General features: G+C 35.8%; 14 protein-coding genes and 2 pseudogenes. 3 read left to right on the top strand and 13 right to left on the bottom strand.

Features of this window, described 5'->3' with window-relative positions:
- Window positions 1-73: 73 nt before the first annotated feature.
- The 3 genes and pseudogenes from lgt (at window position 74) to Q5794_RS08975 (ending at window position 3,714) form a co-directional block, all read left to right on the top strand.
- Window positions 74-889 (top strand): annotated as a pseudogene (lgt, locus tag Q5794_RS08985) (prolipoprotein diacylglyceryl transferase).
- 245 nt (window positions 890-1,134) lie between these two features.
- Window positions 1,135-2,181 carry a YeiH family protein gene (locus Q5794_RS08980; RefSeq protein ID WP_214987660.1) on the top strand — a complete coding sequence of 349 codons (1,047 nt, stop codon included), beginning with the start codon at window positions 1,135-1,137 and terminating at the stop codon, window positions 2,179-2,181.
- A 573-nt stretch (window positions 2,182-2,754) separates the two neighbouring features.
- Window positions 2,755-3,714: an aldolase catalytic domain-containing protein gene (locus tag Q5794_RS08975; protein WP_192997446.1), complete on the top strand. Its 960-nt coding sequence runs from the start codon at window positions 2,755-2,757 to the stop codon at window positions 3,712-3,714.
- A gap of 147 nt (window positions 3,715-3,861) precedes the next feature.
- On the opposite strand, the gene Q5794_RS08970 is transcribed toward Q5794_RS08975, so the two are convergent.
- The 13 genes and pseudogenes from Q5794_RS08970 to nikA form a co-directional block, all read right to left on the bottom strand.
- Window positions 3,862-4,197: a L,D-transpeptidase gene (locus Q5794_RS08970; RefSeq protein ID WP_074682996.1), complete on the bottom strand. Its 336-nt coding sequence runs from the start codon at window positions 4,195-4,197 to the stop codon at window positions 3,862-3,864.
- 119 nt (window positions 4,198-4,316) lie between these two features.
- Window positions 4,317-5,579: a glycosyl hydrolase family 18 protein gene (locus Q5794_RS08965; RefSeq protein WP_214987658.1), complete on the bottom strand. Its 1,263-nt coding sequence runs from the start codon at window positions 5,577-5,579 to the stop codon at window positions 4,317-4,319.
- A gap of 498 nt (window positions 5,580-6,077) precedes the next feature.
- Window positions 6,078-7,405 (bottom strand): annotated as a pseudogene (locus Q5794_RS08960) (MFS transporter).
- A 112-nt stretch (window positions 7,406-7,517) separates the two neighbouring features.
- Window positions 7,518-8,906 carry a PLP-dependent aminotransferase family protein gene (locus Q5794_RS08955; RefSeq protein ID WP_214987653.1) on the bottom strand — a complete coding sequence of 463 codons (1,389 nt, stop codon included), beginning with the start codon at window positions 8,904-8,906 and terminating at the stop codon, window positions 7,518-7,520.
- Between the two features lie 631 nt (window positions 8,907-9,537).
- Window positions 9,538-10,227 carry a Na-translocating system protein MpsC family protein gene (locus Q5794_RS08950; RefSeq protein WP_374988990.1) on the bottom strand — a complete coding sequence of 230 codons (690 nt, stop codon included), beginning with the start codon at window positions 10,225-10,227 and terminating at the stop codon, window positions 9,538-9,540.
- A 139-nt stretch (window positions 10,228-10,366) separates the two neighbouring features.
- The gene (locus Q5794_RS08945; RefSeq protein ID WP_043981827.1) at window positions 10,367-10,582 is read right to left on the bottom strand and encodes a hypothetical protein; all 216 of its coding nucleotides are present in this window, start codon (window positions 10,580-10,582) and stop codon (window positions 10,367-10,369) included.
- 177 nt (window positions 10,583-10,759) lie between these two features.
- On the bottom strand, window positions 10,760-11,455 hold the full coding sequence (locus Q5794_RS08940; RefSeq protein WP_374988989.1) for a Na-translocating system protein MpsC family protein: 696 nt from the start codon (window positions 11,453-11,455) through the stop codon (window positions 10,760-10,762).
- Between the two features lie 579 nt (window positions 11,456-12,034).
- The gene (locus tag Q5794_RS08935) at window positions 12,035-13,351 is read right to left on the bottom strand and encodes an MATE family efflux transporter (protein ID WP_374988988.1); all 1,317 of its coding nucleotides are present in this window, start codon (window positions 13,349-13,351) and stop codon (window positions 12,035-12,037) included.
- A gap of 107 nt (window positions 13,352-13,458) precedes the next feature.
- Entirely contained in the window at window positions 13,459-14,280 is an 822-nt protein-coding gene (nikE, locus tag Q5794_RS08930; RefSeq protein WP_214987645.1) for a nickel import ATP-binding protein NikE, read from the bottom strand.
- Window positions 14,281-14,312: 32 nt separating this feature from the next.
- Complete coding sequence (gene nikD / locus Q5794_RS08925; RefSeq protein ID WP_214987643.1) at window positions 14,313-15,140, bottom strand: nickel import ATP-binding protein NikD; 828 nt, start codon at window positions 15,138-15,140, stop codon at window positions 14,313-14,315.
- 16 nt (window positions 15,141-15,156) lie between these two features.
- Entirely contained in the window at window positions 15,157-15,990 is an 834-nt protein-coding gene (gene nikC / locus Q5794_RS08920) for a nickel ABC transporter permease subunit NikC (protein ID WP_374988987.1), read from the bottom strand.
- Entirely contained in the window at window positions 15,987-16,931 is a 945-nt protein-coding gene (nikB, locus tag Q5794_RS08915) for a nickel ABC transporter permease subunit NikB (protein WP_043981821.1), read from the bottom strand. Before nikB ends, nikC begins: the two co-directional genes overlap by 4 nt.
- A 16-nt stretch (window positions 16,932-16,947) precedes the next feature.
- A complete protein-coding gene (gene nikA / locus Q5794_RS08910; RefSeq protein WP_214987639.1) occupies window positions 16,948-18,573 on the bottom strand; it encodes a nickel ABC transporter substrate-binding protein in 1,626 nt (541 codons plus the stop codon).
- Between the last annotated feature and the right edge of the window lie 641 nt (window positions 18,574-19,214).

Here is a 19,214-nt window from a genome sequence, read left to right as displayed (position 1 = left end):
CTAAAAAGGCACTCTAATTTAATGTTACTCTAAAAAAATGTAAGAAAACCGATATGAAGTAAAGGAGAAAAACATGAACCAACACACACAACCTTTAAACCCTATCGCCTTCCATCTTGGTCCACTTGAAGTCCATTGATATGGAATTATCATAGGAATAGGAGCTTTCTTAGGCTTCTTGTTAGCCTCGAAAGAAGGAAAGAAACGAGGTATCTCTTCAGAAACCATCTCTGATTTACTTCTGCTAGCACTACCCATTGCTATCATTACTGCTCGAATTTACTACGTACTTTTTGAATGGAGTTATTATAAAGACCACCCAGGCGAAATTATAGCAATTTGGCATGGAGGCATAGCTATTCACGGTGGAATTATTGGATCTGTATTAACAGCTATATGGTTTTGCAGAAAAAAGAATCTTTCTTTTTGGAAAATGGCTGATGTTTTAGCTCCTAGCTTATTATTAGGCCAAGCTATTGGCCGGTGGGGAAACTTCATGAATCAAGAAGCACATGGCGGACCTGTTACACGTCAGTTCTTAGAAGCTTTACATTTGCCTGATTTTATTATTAACCAAATGTATATAAATGGAACCTGCTATCATCCTACGTTTCTCTATGAATCACTTTGGAACATAATAGGTGTTCTTGTCCTAATCGTACTAAGAAAATCCTTGTTAAAAAGAGGCGAAGTCTTTCTTACTTACCTACTATGGTATTCGATAGGAAGATTTTTTATAGAGGGTTTGCGTACAGATAGCTTAATGTTAACCTCTCATATCAGAATAGCTCAGTTAGTTTCTTTCCTTTGCGTGTTAGGCAGTTTGATTCTGCTATGGTATAGACGCAAAAAAGGCTTAGCAACTAGTAAGGCTGTATCTCTCTCATAAGTACATACATTTTTGTATGGATCATTTTCTAAAGAATTAAAGGATAAAAACGTACAAAAGCAGCAAGTTTATTTTCAGTGACTCTGAAGATCAACTTGCTGCTTTTTTGTTTTATTTATTAATATTTTTAATCACAATAATGATTTATCTATATTTTACTAATAATGAACTGTCTTTTATAGTTAAAGTACATATTTCTTATGTGAAGCTTTACTTGATAAGAATCTATATTGGAGATGAAATGCATGATAAATATAAATAAAGCTCAAAAGCAAAATCTATTCTCACGAACAAATGCCCAGACGTCATCTAATGTTTCTTTATGGGCTGAAGGAGTTGCTTTTACTTTTCTTTTTGCTTTACTTGCTTATGGCTTAGCGAAAGTCCCGGGGTTTAATCATATCGGTCCACTAGCCTGTTCAATTATAATGGCAGTCACGTATCGTCAAATTTGGGGATACCCCGAAAAAATAAGATTTGGAATTGAATTTTCTTCTAAAAAGCTGTTACGATATGCGATTGTTTTATATGGACTAAAGCTTAATATTGATGTTGTTATTCATCAAGGGTTAGGATTGTTACTTCGGGATGTGGGAACGGCTGTATTTGCGATTGTTTTAACGGTTTTTCTAGCCAAATGGATGAAGGCTGATAGTGGTTTATCCCTTCTTTTAGGGATAGGAACAGGAATATGCGGTGCTGCAGCTATTGCAGCTGTTTCTCCGATTGTAAAAGCAAAAGAAGAAGATACAGCTATCGGAGCTGGTGTTATTGCTTTAGTGGGAACCCTATTTGCGATTGGATATACCATTTTAAGACCTTATATACATTTTACAAATATTCAATATGGAATTTGGTCAGGCGTAGGTCTCCATGAAATTGCCCATGTAGCTCTAGCTGCAGCACCGGCTGGGCGCGACGCCCTAGCTATTGGCCTGTTGGCTAAGTTAGGCAGAGTGCTCTTACTTGTGCCATTAAGCTTTATCTTAATGTACTGGATGAAGCGAACAGGAAAAATTGAAAAGGATACCAAGATTGAATTCCCTTGGTTTTTAATAGGTTTTATAATCATGAGTATTTTTGGGAGTTATGTCGTTGGTAAGCACCTTATAATACCTAAAACGATCATGAATGATATTTCAACTCTAACTACCTTTCTTTTAACAATGGCTATGGTCGGTTTAGGGTTAAATGTAAGTATGAAGGCTCTTCGAACAAAAGCATTAAAGCCGTTGATTGCGATGTTTATTACCTCTACACTCTTATCATTCCTTACATTTTTGGCGATGTAAAAACAAACGAATTATTACGAATAGCTATTAAACAGCCTCAGGTTCATTTTTCGATAGTGAACCTGAGGCTGTTATAGTATTCTTGAGAAATGACTTCCATCTAATGTTACAATAGAAAAAACAATGGCCATCAAAAAGGCTGATTACTCGGCAGCTCATATTTCCTATTCTTATATGCCGAATAGTCATTGTATGTAACGTGCAACCAACTCATAGCACCGCTCTTTTGTAAGGCTTGCTAAAGAAGCCGTATATTCTAAATTCTCTGCTGTACTATCCTTATATTTTAATGATGCCTCTTTGGACAATGATCGTGATGTAATATGCGCTCGGTTTGTATATACTAGGGGTTGTACTGTACTTGATTTTTCAAGAGCATGAGGAGAATGAAAAACCAAAGCATCTCTTCCCACCTAATATAATAAAGTAGAGGCACATTTAGAAAATACATTGACTCTTTTGAATCAGTCATGGTATAAACACAATAGGAGAATTTAGCGCTTAAAAGCATAAAAGCGATAAAGTTTAAAATAATATTCATATAAATAGGATACATAGGAGGAAATTGCCACCATGGAACATACTAGCAAAATTATAGACTGCACTATTCGTGACGGAGGTTTAATTAACAATTGGGATTTTAGCGTTGAATTTGTTCAAGACTTGTATAATAGCTTAAACGCAGCCGGCGTTGAATATATGGAGATTGGTTATAAAAATTCCCCTAAGCTTCTTCAAGCGACTGAGCCCAATCCATGGAGATTTCTTGACGATAACTTCCTCAAAGAAATTATCCCTGAGAAAAAGTTCACGAAGCTATCTGCCTTAGTAGATATTGGGCGTGTAGATCCGAATGACATCCTACCGCGTGAACAAAGTATGTTAGATATGATTCGAGTGGCATGCTATGTCCGCGAAGTAGATAAAGGCCTAGAGCTTATAAAGATGTTTCACGATTTGGGCTATGAGACCTCCCTTAATATTATGGCACTATCTAGCGTACCGGAAAATCAGCTCATTGAAGCATTTGAAATGGTAAAGAAAAGTCCGGTAGATGTTGTGTATATCGTTGACTCCTTCGGAAGCCTAGATCCTGCGGATATTGAGCATCAAGTGAAAAAGTTCCAAGCCATGATTCCTAGTAAACAGCTTGGAATCCATACACATAACAATATGCAGCTAGCTTTTGCTAATACATTAACTGCGATGCGCAATGGCGTTACATTCCTCGATTCGTCTGTTTATGGTATGGGACGTGCAGCTGGTAACTGTAACACAGAGCTGCTTGTTAGCTACATACCAAAACCAAGCTATGAGATGAAGCCGGTCCTTGGCGTAATTGAAAAGCATATGTTAGAAATGCGTCAAAAGTGGGAATGGGGCTATATCATTCCTTACATGATTTCTGGTGTGCTGAATGAACATCCACGTGTTGCTATGGCTTACCGTGATAGCGAAGATCGTGACAAATTCGTAGATTTTTATGACAAAGTAACGTCTCCAGAAGTTACTACGTCTCCAGCATCAAAATAAGTTAAAATGCTAAAAGTACCTCTGTTAACCGGGGTACTTTTTTGTTATTACATAAAAAACCCATGATTGTATAGCATATACTTAAACTTTGATACCCTGGATTTCGACAATTAACTACATGTAAAAAATCGTGCTCTTCTTAAACTATTATTTGTGTATATAAACCGGCGTTCCAATGGGAACTGCAGAGGAAAGTTCTAGAATATCTTCATTGTCCATTCTGACACATCCATGTGACATATCTCTGCCAATAGAAGCTGGATCATTAGTCCCGTGTATTCCATATGTAGGCTTTGACAGTCCCATCCATAGGGGGCCAAATACAGGTGGAGGGGTAGTATCTTTATTAATAATTTTAAATTTTCCAGTTGGAGTTGGAGTAATCATTTTCCCTACAGCAATAGGATATGTCTTTACTAATTTAGCCCCATCATATAGTTTTAATTGATGCTGCTTTATTGAGACATCTATCCTTTTTGCCATAGCAGTACCTCCAATCTCTTATAAGTTACTATAAATAGAATTTTTTTATTGTTAACCACGTATATCGAATAACTATTAACTGAAAAATATTTAAATTGATTCATAAAAATTAGTGCTATTTATACCGTTCTAATAGTGAAAAATTTCTTTAAAAGCCAAGGCCCTGGCGTAAATCCGAGTGTTAATTGCCAAGCTCCTATTGCTTGCAAACCAAATTTACGAACTAACACCATTTTTTCACTTATGCTTCTTACATCTTCAAACCATACTTCATGCATCTGTCCCGCTTGATCTCTATACTGAAAAAATGGGGATTTATACTCCTTAGAATATTGGATGGGCGACTGATATCTCATCGCTGTTTTAATCGCATTTTGATTGGATATAGCAGATGCTACTGTGCCAGGCTTATAAGGGATTGACCAGTTATATCCATACAAAGGAACTCCAATGATGAGTTTTCTTCGCGGAACACTTTTTATCGCAAATTCTATGGTTCTTTTTACTTCAGTAATGGGTGCAACGGGCCCTGGTTCGCTGCCTGCATGATGCCAATCATATGCCATAATGAACATATAGTTAACAACTGCACCTATCCCTCCGTAATCATAGCCTTTTAGCCAAGGAATATCTTCGCTTGTCTTGGCCGGAACCGCTATGGTCAGCACATAGTCTGCAGGTTTTAAACGTTCACCCAGCTGACGTAAAAATCCTGTAAAAAGATCCCTATCCTCGGCCTTTACACGTTCAAAATCAATATTCACCCCGCCGTATCCTTTTCTAGAGACTAAATAAAAGATATTATTAACAAGATTATTTCTTGCCTGAGGGTTATTTAAAACTTGATGAGCAAGATTAGAACTAAATCCTTCAGAAGTTAGATTAGTAATCGTAACTAACGGTGTAACTCGGTTTTTCCAAGTCGTTTCAATCGCTACTAAATCGTTTAAATTGTTCATGATATCTCCATTGCTGCCAATATGATATTCAAAGATAGAAATGGACGAGGAATAAGTTGCAAAATCAGTAATTAAACTGCGATCTAACTCTGGATTTCGAACAGCATAATATTGCAGTGTACCTGCAATGTAGTTTGATATGTTAGGAATTTTTATTTTCATTCCCACCTGCAAATAATTATAATGGACTGAAGAATTAACCCTTTTTAATTCTTCTAAGGATACATAAGCTTTTTTAGCAATGCTGCTCATTGTATCACCAGGTTGAACTGTGTATACATAAGAAGCTATAAGTAAGGCCTGACCTGGAACAATATTCGTTTCTTCTAACCCATTCACACTCCTAAGCTGAGCAATGGGGTAACCATATCTACTGCTTATTGAAGACAAGGTATCACCAGGTTGAACTATATGAACAAACATGTTTTCTCCTCCTATGTACTCTTTATCGAATTATGTTTTATTTCGTGACAAGTTTAAAGAAGCCAGTCAATAAATGTATATGAGTATTGTTTGTTTATATAACTGAGTTAAGTGAGGGGGGAACCTTTTTACACACTCCCCCTCTATTGCGCCCCTCATACGGGTAGAAATGTTCCAAAGATTACATCAAAATCTATATATCATAAACGTATGCTTTTAGCGTGCTTGAAAAAGGAAGATTATTTGTCAGGTAGGATTACGTTAAGAAATAAAACTATTTTAAACAATATAAACAACGCGGCGATTAATGTTAGTCTTAATGAATAATTAAAATCGAAAAACCTTCTCCTCTGTTAGGTAGAAGGTCATTCGTGTAATTGAAATGTCAATGTAGTCTCTGTAAAAAAGAATTCAATTCTTTAAACGGAAGTGGAAGAATACAAGTAAATTTGAGTAACATCATTTATTTGAGAGCCAGGCTTCCATACCACAGATAAATTAAAGTCCTTGACCTACTTTAGCTTTATTTTCCCCTGTACCTCTATAAGCCCATACGATAACCGGAATTAATACTAAAGATAGAATTCCTCCACTTAATGATAAAACGCCATAACTTGATTGAGCTACAACCATTCCTGATAAAGCCCCTCCTGAAGCTCCTGCTAAAGCAATTAAAACGTCTATAGTACCTTGTGTTTTCGCACGTGTTAATGGTTCTGTAGCATCCACTATTTGAGCTGTACCGCTAATTAACCCTAAGTTCCATCCTAATCCAAGTAACGATAGAGCAACCACTAGAAGAACCATTGAATCACTCGGTGCCATAGCTGCCATCAGCCCAGCTAAAAGAAGGGTAATTCCTGAAGCAATTGTCATCGCCGTTCGTCCAATTTTATCAATTAAGACCCCTGTAAATAATGAAGGAAGATACATGGAACCAATATGAAATCCAATTACAACCCCTACTTCAGTTAGCCCGTGGCCATGATGTCTCATGTGCACAGGCGTCATGGTCATGATAGCAACCATTACAATTTGAGTAAGGACCATAACTGTGGCTCCAACAGCCACTCCTTTTTTGTTCGTTGATCGCTCAGTATTTATTAAATTTTTTTGAGCATCACGTTCTTGTTTATTCGCTTCTATTGCTCTTGCAATCAGTAACGGATCCGGACGCAGCATAATATAAAATACAAGACCAGCTACTATATATGCAACTGCTGCTAAAATGAAAGGTCCCGCAAGTGCTGGGGCACCAATAGAAAGAGCAAAATCTCCCATTACATCAACTAAATTCGGACCTGCAACGGCTCCAAATGTAGTGAAAACCATGGCCATACTAACAGCGGTCCCCCGTTGTTTTGCTTTGGCTAAATCTGTTCCTGCATAACGCGCTTGTAGATTAGTAGCTGTTCCTGATCCATAAATGAGGAGCGAAAGAAAAAGAAGAAAAATACTATTAAGAATGGCAGAAAAAATAACACCAATCGCTCCAACTCCCCCTAGAATAAAACCCGTCGTAAGTCCTGCACGACGCCCTTTTTTTGAGAAAGCTTTCCTACTAACCAAGCAGCTCCTGCAGATCCTAAAGTAAATAGAGCCGTCGGTACTCCTGCATAGGCATCTGTACCAAGCATTTGCTGTGCAATAAGTGCACCGACAGTAACTCCTGCTGCCAATCCTGCACCGCCAAAGATTTGAGAAACACTTACAACAAATAAGGTTCGTTTATATAAAGCTTTTTGTTTCTCTGGTGAATTAACATATTCTTGTAAACAAATTGATTGGGTGTCTAAAGCTTTTACATGATCCTCGTTTACCATCATAACCTTCCTTTCAGAAAACTCATTCTATTTTTGAAAATATTCTCACTAGATTTGGATTATCATAACACGCATAAAAAAACCATACAATATTATAATTGTATGGCAAACAATATTATAAATAGTCGTTAAGTAAACGTTTAAGGATAATCAATCCTTGCTCAAGCTCTCCAATCGTTTTCGGTGCACAGACAGCGATCCTTACAGCTCTGTCTGGACAACTGTTTCCCACTACAAAGCGTTCTGCTGCATACACTTGTACGCCCTGCTGCGCAGCTAATGTTTCAAATTCAACACCTGTAATCTTTTCTGGTAATAGTAACCAACGAAATATACCAGTTTCCATACCTAAACACGTGTAATTTTCTAAATGTTGATTTGCAATTCGATTTCTGAGAATAGCTTGTTGACGATGATTCTCTACTAAGGGTTCAAATTGATTTGACACAATAATACGTGCTGTTAACTCTGCTAATAATGGTGAAACTGATATATTTAAATTATAAAGTGCCTTTGAAATAGGCTCTTTAAATCGACTAGGCGCTGCTACATATGCTAGTCGTAACCCTGGTGCTATTGATTTTGATAAACTAGCAATATAGATGACTTGTTCTGGTGCATATGATGCCACTGCTGGCATTGGTTGCTCATGATGGAGATGATACGTTGCATCTTCAATAATAAATTGGTTATATTTTTTTGCAATCACGGCAAGCCTTTCTCGGTTTTCAACAGACATACAGCAAGCAGTTGGATTATGGTAGTCTGGTATCAAGTAAATGCCTTTAATATTATCATTTTTACATGCATATTCAAAAGCAGTTGGACTCATTTCATAATTCTTTGATTTTATCGGTACTAATTGTACACTAAGCATAGCTGCAACCGTTTTTAAACCTGGATAAGTGTGATGATCAACCCCGATGCGATCTCCAGGCTGACAAAGACTCGCTAGTATTGCAGCAATTGCATTTTGTCCTCCATTTGCAAATAAAATGTGATCAACTGTTGTTTTGAATCCGCCTCTTCTCATCAGCTTTACAGCTGCATCTTTGTGCCAAAGACTTTCACCTTGCCTCCCATAACTAAACAACTTTTCGTAATCAGTCTCTTGTAGCATATCTTTTAGTTGAAGGAGAAGTGGCTCGTATGAATCATTGTCTGGCAGTGTCGCGCCCATTTCAATTAAGTGGCTAGGCTTTATATCTTCGAGTAAATACGCATTCGATAACGCATCATACGATACGAATGTACCGCTTCCAACAGTAGCACTTAATAAACCCTTTAGCTCGCACACTTTAAATGCTTTTGAAATCGTACTCAAATTTAAATCTAAATAATCGGCTAGCTCTCTCTGTGGAGGAAGTTTTGTTCCAGGTAATAAAACTCCCTTGATAATATCCTGTTCCAATTGTTCTGCAATGGCTTGGTAAATAGGCTTTCTTGTTTTATCAACAGATGGTTTCCAGCTCATCGGATAGTTTTCAAACGAATTAATCGGCATAGTATCCATCCTTTTTTCACACAATTATATACTTGTACTGTTTATATCACAATTATCATTATTAATATTAATAATTTCCAAGAATCTATGGTTTTTGAGACTTGATTATGATCAATTATTTTAACGATTAAATACAATTGCTCATAATTTTCTACACCTTTTTCTCATGTTTCTAAGCCTCTTGTGACTACTACGAAGAAAAATTTTTGTCCTACTGCTAAGAGTTAATAGAGGAGAAGCACATGCTGAAGGTACCAACTCACGCATGTGAAATATCTTAACCTTATCCTAGAGCAGGATCATCAGGGGATGATATTTTTAGAAGCTATCTCCTATTCAATAAAGGAGTCTTTTGTAAAGAGGAAGTCCGTTCTTTCTTAAACTTTTTAAAATTTCTTGACCTTAATAGTGCTTAATGAAAAATATATTTTTCAGTCTAACTACTGATAAATCTATACAAATCTTTACCTACTGTTGTAGATAAACGTTTACAGTTTAACTTATGTTCCTTTTACTTATTTCTTTTTTTCCATATTTTAATAGCAGTAAAAAAACAATAGGCCAAAAAGAAAGGCTATATAACCTTTCTTTTTGGCCTACATCTAGTTCAGTGCCTAGCTTATCAGTGCCGTTATGAAGTTGGGTTTAAAATCAGAAGAATTGTACTTTTATCTTTATGAAAGTCCCATGCTACTAGTATATCTGTTACCTTTGAATCTAAAATTACTTCTAATGATTGACTATGTTCATGAAGTAGCCTTTTTTCGAGATTTCTTTTAGCCAATGTAAGGTTTTCTTCAAATCCTAATTGAACTAATTCTTTCTCTATATTTACCATAATACCTTCCCTGATTATAAGAAGTTCTCTCTGATCTAATAAATAAGAAGAAACATCGTGAGGAAATTTTTCTGCTTTTTGAGTTACTTCCTCAACTTCTTTATGCAGCAATTTCTGATTTTTATAGGAATGATTAGCTATGTTTTCTTTATCAGAATGGATCATGGTAAACATCCCAGACTGCAGCTCTAAATTCCAATCATAATAAAATTCTTCAATATCTAAATGTATATTTAATTGTATATATCCTTTTATCTCTTCAATTAAAGTCTCCATTAACAAATCACGTGTTTTTTGAACATAGATAACTTGTCCCTTGTCTAACAAAGCCTTTTCTAAAGGTAATAAAAAGGCTTTAAAATAAACGGTTATAAAAGGAGGAGAAATGACGGTGAATACACCTCCAGGACCTCTTCCAAAGTTTTCACGAAGTAACCTTCCCATATAGCTACTTAATTCTTTTTCCAGTTTCGTTTTATCCATAGATGGTGCACCTAGTTTCTAGTTTCATAAGGTATACTATTCGTGATGTTTTATGAAAAATCCTTCTTCATCATAAGATCATTTTCGGTAATAAGAATTCACTTTTTACAAAGTGTAAACGAGGCATACTAGTATATCTTTAATAGATTGGTTTCTGTTTACCTTTGTATTTCCTGTGTTTCAAGATTCTTCTTTTATTTAAAATTCCAATTTTACTTCCATAGATAATGGTACTTAAAAGTATTATATCCTTGCTAATTTCTTCTTTGTATAATTCATTGTCATACTTTTGGTAATCCTGCAACAATCGACGAAGCTCTTTTATAAACAAGACAATCTCATGATTATCAGCCATCCCGACCAAATCCTTTCTGTTGGCACATCCTATTTTTAGGTGCTGTTTTAGGGAATTATTCCGTTACAAAAGGACTTACTCTTTTTAGACAACAAAAATAAGCCGAAAAAGAAAAGGTATGTCCTTTGCTTCCTCGGCTTATGTTTGGCACAGTGTGTCCAATTCATTACTGCCTCATTAATTTTTTGGTTTTAGGATAAGCGTAATAATACTATTATCCTTTTCAAAATCCCAATCTACAAAAATATCAAGAATGTCTGCATTTAATATCTCATCATAGTCATCGTTTTGTCGTAAGATTCCTTTTTCCAAAGGACGTTTAGAGATGCGTAAGGTGTCATCAAAACCCAACGAAATTAGCTGCTTTTCAATAGCCACCAGTATTCCCTCGCGTACGATAACCAATGTACGATCGCTTAATTTATATGAAGAAATTTTTTCAGGTCCTTTTTGGGCAATCTCACTCATCTTTATAATTCGATCATGAATTGCTTGTTTTCCTGGGTAAGGGTCACCCTCAGTCAAATCGGCTTTCAAATCGTCCAGACACACTCCCACAAAAATTCCGGAGTGGTGATCTAAATTCCAATCATAATATAAGTGCTGTAGGTCAAGGTCTGTAATCCCTTTAATTTGCCCAGTGATTTGGGGTTTAAGAGTCTTTACTAAAAGCTCTCTTGTAGTCATAACCTGAAGTTCTTCATTTTGGTTTAACAGTACTTGCTCCATAGGTGATACGAAGCCACTGACATAAATAACAACATAAGGTTCATAAATTGTAACATGAACAGCCTCGGGGCCTTTTCCAAAGTTATCTCGTAACAATTTCCCCAAATTATTCGCCAGCTTTGTTTGCTGAGCCTTAATATCCATATTTCTTCATCCTTTATTAAGAAAGAAGCATCATATCCTCTTTCCATCATTTTATTGTACCATTACGAACGAATAATTTAAATATGCAGAATAAATAAAAAATAATTGTTACAATATGTTTAACCTAATTATAGACGTTCAAAACCTCTTCTTTCTATTGCTTAGGAAGTATTTTGAATGTCACCGGAAAATACGAATCCATTAGATTCGTATTGCTGTTTTCAATAAAGAAATTTATTATACGATGATGAACAAAATTTTTTTATTTCTTAGTAGAAATCTATATATTTTTGAAGGAAAGACCAATTGTTTGTAAAAGAGAATTAAGCTTTGGAAACGTGCAAAAAAGCCAAAGCTTTCTTAAAAAGCATTTGGCTGCTTGCTTATTTCTTTCTTGCTTTACTTAAATAAAAATCTACTAATCATTTAACAGACCTTTATTAAGAAAGAAGACCGTCCTCCCTGACCGCTTTCTTTCTTAATAACCCCATCTATTTAAGAGAGTAGCAGCACCGGTAGTACATCGGCGTTTGATGGATTCCTCTATGATTGAACCGGAACTATTTTGTTATAATTTTTTCAGCCTTCTCCCTTTAGCTCTACCAATTTTTTATTTAATCGCGGAGTGTACATAACTAGGAACCCTGATCGCCCGATAGTATAGATGATGAAAGCCAGCCATAGGCCATGATTATGCCAGATAGGAGTTGCTGTAATCTGTATAATGATATAGACAACCATCGCGTAAATCATAGAATTTCGAACGGGAGCAATTTCAGTTGCTCCTGTAAAAACCCCATAAAGGACAAGGCCAAAACAAGCAACAAAGGGGTAGATGATAAGCCATACTCCATACGTAAGTGAAAGTTCAATCACATCAGGCAAATTTGTAAATAGCCCTATAACCTGCTTTTGAAAATGTGCATATAAACTAGCTATAATAACAGCTGTTATTATCGACCACTGTCTAGACAAAGTAAGTGTTTTTTTAAATAATTCTTTATCATTTGACCCTACTGCTTTGCCAACTAGGATACTAGAAGCATTAGAAAATCCATCAAAAAAATAAGCCATTATATAGTGAATTTGAAATAATACAGCATTTGCAGCTAGAAATTCTGTGCCAAATGAAGCACCTTTTGCTGTGAACATATTAATAACGACTAATAAACAAATAGTTCGAATAAACAAATCCTTGTTAACATTAAACATCCTCTTCGTAGAATTTGTATCTATAAGTGCCTGAATTGATGGCATTTTCCATTTAACTGGAGATGATTTCCAAATAATGAATAATCCTAATATGAAGGCTGTAACTTCAGCAATCAAGGTTGCTGTAGCAACTCCTTGTACGTCAAAAGAAAAAACATGGACAAAAAGAATAGCTAAAAGCATATTTAAAACATTTGTTAGTATCTGTAAACATAAAGATTCTCTGATCTTGGCCATTCCCATTAACCAACCAAGAATCACATAGTTCATCAGTGTAAAGGGTGCTCCCCATATTCTAATTCTAAAATATTCTACTGCAAACCTACTTACATCAGCATCGGGAGAAATCACTAGGAGAGCCGTATGTTCAATCGGCCATTGTAAAAGAATAAAAAGCACCCCTACTATTAAAGCTAATAAAAACGGGCGGGATAATGCAAGTACTCCCTGATCTGAATCGCTTGCCCCATTTGCTTGTGCAGCAAAGGCGGATGTACTAACTCTTAAAAAGCCAAATACCCAATATAACGTATTAAAAATAAGAGTTCCTACCGCAACTCCTGCAATATAAGCTGGAGCTGAAAGTTGCCCGACAACCGCGGTATCCACCGCACCTAATAAGGGCGTAGTCATCGTTGAGATTGTCAGGGGAATCGCCAAAGTAAGATACGTACGATGATTCATCCAACTGGCCTCCTTCTATCGTTTCGAGTTAAACATAACAGCAATAGCCTCGATTACGTGGATGAAATCGAGGCCTTAAAATGCATGAGTATAGTAATATCTTTAAATTAAATATAATTGCTCTTTGTTCTAATCGAGCGAAAACGTGGATGCTCGGCAAGTATAGAACCTCTCATCTCTTTTACCACAGGATTTTCTGAAGTAAAGAACTCATTTTTCGAATTATAATGTTCAATTAATTCTCCTTTTTCTAATACACCTAATGTATCGCTAATCATGCAAGCGGCTTTGATATCATGTGTAATAAAAAAATACGATAAGCCAAAGTCTTCTTTTAACTCCCTTAATAGTTCTAGAATAAGAGTTTGCGTAACCATGTCTAGACTGCTTACAGATTCGTCTAAGACAATGAGCTTCGGCTTAAGAGAGACTGCCCTTGCAATATTGATTCTTTGCAGCTGACCACCACTAAATTGATGTGGATATTTTTTTAAGTCCTTTTCACCGAGCCCTACTTTTTCTAATAATTCAATTACGGTTCGTTTTTGTTCAGCTAATGTTAATTTCTCATAGTTTTCTAACGGCTCTGCAATAATACGTTCAGCGGTCATTAGGGGATTAACTGCTGAGTATGAATCTTGAAAAACAACTTGAAGATCACGCCGAATTTTTTGGCGAGTGTACTTATCTACCGTATAGATATCATGTCCTTGAAAAAGAATCTGTCCATGCTTTGGCTTTTCCAAACCAAGGATTACTTTTCCTAACGTACTTTTACCGGCTCCACTCGTACCCAGCATTCCTAAACATGTCCCTTCTTCAATAGAGAAGGAGATATCAGAAAGTACTTTCTTAGAACGATTTTGCCATTTGAAAAAAGTTCGATTTCCGTAGCTATGAGTGACTTCATTTACTTGTAATAAACTCACTTGTTCACCTCTTATAAAATGCTTTCCACATATCAAATTAAGTTGGTCATAGGTTCTTCTAAATATAATGTTGGTCTTGCATTTAACAGCTTCTTTGTATACTCATGCTTGGGTGAATCAAACAGCTGAAATACACCTGCTTTTTCTACTATTTTCCCATGCTGTATAACGGCTACTTCATCTGCCATTTCAGAGACAACTCCTAGATCGTGTGATATTAATAAAATTGCTGAACCATATTCGGAACGAATTTTATCCAAATGACGTAGTACATTCTTCTGATTATTTACATCTAACGCGGTGGTCGGTTCATCAGCGATAATAACAGCTGGATGCAAGCTTGCTGCAATAGCAATCATTACTCGTTGAAGCATACCCCCACTTAGTTGAAAAGGATAGTATTTCAAAAGCTTGTCAGGGTCAGGTAAGTTTACTTGTTTCATTGACTCAATAGCAAGCTCTGTTGCCTGTTTTTTATTCAAGCTCGTATGAGAGCGAATAGTCTCAACAAATTGGTGCCCAATAGTAAAAACTGGTGTAAAAGCATTCATCGGGTTTTGCATAATAAACGCTATGTCCTTGCCACGAATCTTACGCATTTCTTTCTCAGCTAAACCGTTTAATTCTTGCCCTTTTAGCATTATGCTCCCTTCAATTGTTGTTTCCTTACGATTAAGGAGCTGAAGAATAGACATACTTGTGACGGTTTTACCACAACCGCTTTCACCAATAAGGCCAAGAATCTCCCCAGGCTTCAGTTCAAAATTGATATCTTGAACGAGAGTTGTAATACCGTTTTTTTCTTTTATTTGAACATGTAAATCTCTAACTTGTAATACTTTTGACTTGTCTGTTCCCAACTTTCTTCATTCCTTTTTAAAATCGACGTTTGACACCGTAACGCTCTGATAATGCTTCGCCTAATAGATTGAATGTAACAATAACAAGCATAATAGACAAACCTGGATAAAGCATCAGTTCCAGATTCGTCCGAATATATGATTTTCCTTCGTGAATCATTGCTCCCCATTCAGGTGTAGGAGACTGAACGCCTAATCCCAGAAAAGACATAGCAGATATATCCATGATTGCCCAGCCCATTTCCAATGTACCCATTACGACAAGCGGGGGTAACACATTGGGGATAATATGATTTTTAATGATCTTCCATTGAGAAGAACCACTGATCTTCGCAGCAGGGATAAAGTTCTGCTCTTTCAAACTAAGGGCCATTCCTCGGAACATTCTCGCGTAATAAACCCATTGTACAAGCATCAGCGCTAAGATTACTTGTGACAGTCCAGGACCAAATATACCAACCAATCCTAATACAAGAATAAGGCTTGGAAAAGCCATAACAGCATCGCAAAATCTCATTAAAACATGATCGACCCAGCCACCTTTATAACCTGAAAAAGTTCCAATAATTAAACCAATGGCTAATGATGAAATGAAAATAAGTATAGCAAAACCTAATGAGATGCGTGCTCCATATAAAATACGTGACAAGTTACATCTTCCTAAATGATCGGTTCCTAATGGAAAATTCCAGCTTGGAGGCTGCAATTTATAAGCTAAATTGACGGCAATGGGATCATTTGGTGTAATCCAAGGGGCCAAAATGGCGATGATAAAAAGAATACCTAATATCGTTGAACATATGGGAATTACTTTTTCATTTTTAAATATCGTACGTATACTTGTTATCATCGATGTTGCCCTTCTTTCCTGGAAATACGTGGGTCGATATACATTTGAACTATATCTACAATTAAGTTACTCAAAATAAATAAACTAGCCGCTATTAGTACATAGCATTGTATAACAGGTATATCACGATTAAAAATAGCTTCAATGAAATAACGTCCAAATCCAGGCCAAGAAAAAACCGATTCAACGATAATTGTGCCCGTAAGTAATTTCCCAAGATTCATTCCAAGCCCAGTTATCATTGGAGAAATAGCAATTCTCAGCACATGTTTTGTCATAATCGTTTTTTCTTTAAGTCCTCTAGTTCGAGCAAATAGCACATATGGTTGCTGCAAGTTTTCAAGAACACTGGCACGTAATAATCTTGTATACATCGCTATTAAAGGAAGAGCTAGCGTAATGGAAGGCAGTACAAGATGCTGCCATGTCCCAATCCCTTCAACTGGAAAAAGGTTAAGCTTAACAGAAAAGAAAAAGACCAATATATAGCCCAGCCAAAAACTTGGAATAGATGCACCAAAAAAGGAAAGTAAACGACTAAAATGATCAATAGCGCTACCCTTCTTTACTCCCGCCAGAAATCCAAGAGGGACGCTGACGAACACGGCTATTAATATACTTGCTATAGCTAGTTGGATGGTCGCTGGTATTCGATATATAACCTCATCCCAAACCGGCTTATTCGAAACATAAGATATGCCAAAATCAAGTTGGCATATCTTCATAATAGAGTTTGCATATTGAATAAAGAATGGTTGATCTAAACCAAACTCATGTCTTTTTTGAGCTAAAATCTCATCAGTCGGCTGGATATGGGCTGCTGTTAAATAAGCTTCAGCTGGATCCACCGATGAAAGGTGAACCATTCCAGTCGTGAGAAGTGTGGCCAAAAGAAAAACTGGAATGATGGACATAATTCGTTTCAGTATATAATTGCCCATGAAAACCTCCTGCTAGTTACTGTTTGATGCTAATTCCTGTGAATGGATTCTCGTCACGATTAGCAGGGAAATTAAAATTCGTTACATTCTTTTGATAAATGGCTGTTTTCTTCATATACGAAATAGGAATAATAGCTCCTTGGTCTTGTATTGACTTTAAAATAGACGAATAGAGCTGTTGGCGCTCTTTTTCATCTGTTGTTTGAGGAACCTTCGCCATTTGTTTAATTAATTCATCTTTATTTGGATATGCTGAAATAGCTTCATTAAACCCATATCCTTTTGATGAGACAATGTTTAAAAATGTATGAGGATCATAAGGAGCACCAAAATTACTATAGAAATTAATATCAAATTTATTATCTTTAAATCTTTGAACTTGGTCTGGTAGTTCAACTCCCTCAATGTTTAATTTCACACCAATTGCGGCCCATTCAGATTGAAGAGTTTCGGCCATTGCTTTTTGAATTGATTCTGCTGAATCATACATTAGGTCAATTTCAAGTAACTTTCCATCTTTTTCACGAACTGTTTTTCCTTTAGGGAGTTTCCATCCTGCTTTCTCTAATAGTGCCTTTGCTTTTTCTACATTATACTTTACCAACTTCACATCAACATCTTTCGTGTAAGGTAAATTTGTAGGTAAGATATGGTCTGCTTTTTCTTCTAAACCTGAAGTCACTCCTTTAACCAACGCTTCTTTATTAAAACCATAATGCAGGGCTTGTCTTACACGTTCATCTGAAAGCTGTTCTGTTTTTGTATTCATAACAAGCTGTCTTGTGGCAATTGGTTCAGAAACCCTAGTTTCATATTTTCCAGTAGACTTTAATTGCTTAAACGTGTCTAGACTGACAACTCCTTCTCCATAAATCATGTCCAAATCACCTTTTTCAAATGCGAGTACTCTCGTTTCCGCATCTGGAATAACTTTCACTTTGATTTTTTCTACTTTTGGAATCTCTCCCCAATAATTTTCATTTCGTTTATAAATAGCATATTCGTCTGCTTTATACTTTTCTAAAATCCATGGCCCTGTACCTACCGGTTTAACGATACCTTTTGAAGTATCACCATCTTTAGGAAAACCAGCTTCACCCAAGAAACGAACTGGTCGAACTACAGCTAGCTCTTGAATTGTTGGGTAATATGGTTCAGTCAATGTTAATTTAAAAGTATTTTTATCCACTACTTCTGTTTGAGCTATTTTTGTAATGAAACCCAACCAACTATGTAATTCTTTATTATTCAAAATAGTGTCAAAATTCTTTTTAACAATTTCCGCATTAAAATCTGTTCCATCGGAAAATTTTACACCTTCACGCAAATGAAACGTGTATACTTTACCATCCTCAGAGATTTCCCATGACTTAGCTAGATTTGGTTTTATCTTACCGCCGGCTTGATAGCTTACTAACGGTTCATATACCATAGATTGAGCAAATAATTGTGAAGGATTGTAGACATGTGGATTCATTTCTCCTACATCTCTCGGCCAAGCAATCGTAAGCATGTTATCATGATTGCCTTTCGATATTGATTCCTCATTATTAGCTTTTGAACAACCAACTAATAATGTCGACAAAATTAAAATAAACATAAAAGTTAACTTAATTTTCAGACTAATTTTACCCTTAGACATAACGGTGTCTCCTCCTACTTGATGTTGATAATCGTTTTCAATTGTAAGCAGGATTCGCATTCTTGTCAATGTAATATTAAAAACTTTATTTTCAATATTGTTATCCCATCTGTGAAAGTAACTTTCTAATAAAATAAGCTAATCCTTATTTATATGTATGATATAAACTTAATTATTGCTTAATATATAGAATTAATGCTATATCTTCTTTGTATAAATAGATATTTCCTACTTTTTTTGGAATTTACTGCTTTTTTATTTGCGTTTGTTTGTATAAAAAGGTGTAAATCTTTAAATTGTCTGCTTTAGATATTCTCAATTATGGCTTATGTATTATATCCTCTTTTAACATATTATATTGGGTTAAAATTCCTTTTATCACCCACTTTGTTTATACAGGTTTGTTGTTGAAAACCTTGTTTTGACAAATAATATATTTACTTTGACTTAAATGAGGAGAAAATATGAAGATTTTCGGAATAAATATATTGGTTCTTTTATTGACAACTGCAAACCTCCTATTAATGGATGTTTTGTTAGTTTAGAGGGTAGATTCATTTTTGAGGGAATGAGTTATAGCATGTAGTCAAATTATTGTTGGGGAAATATAGCTTTATCTTTTAATTGATGCATCGCAGGGA

Source organism: Priestia megaterium (assembly GCF_041941685.1).
GTDB lineage: Bacteria > Bacillota > Bacilli > Bacillales > Bacillaceae_H > Priestia > Priestia megaterium_C.
This window is presented reverse-complemented; position numbering and strand designations above follow the sequence as displayed.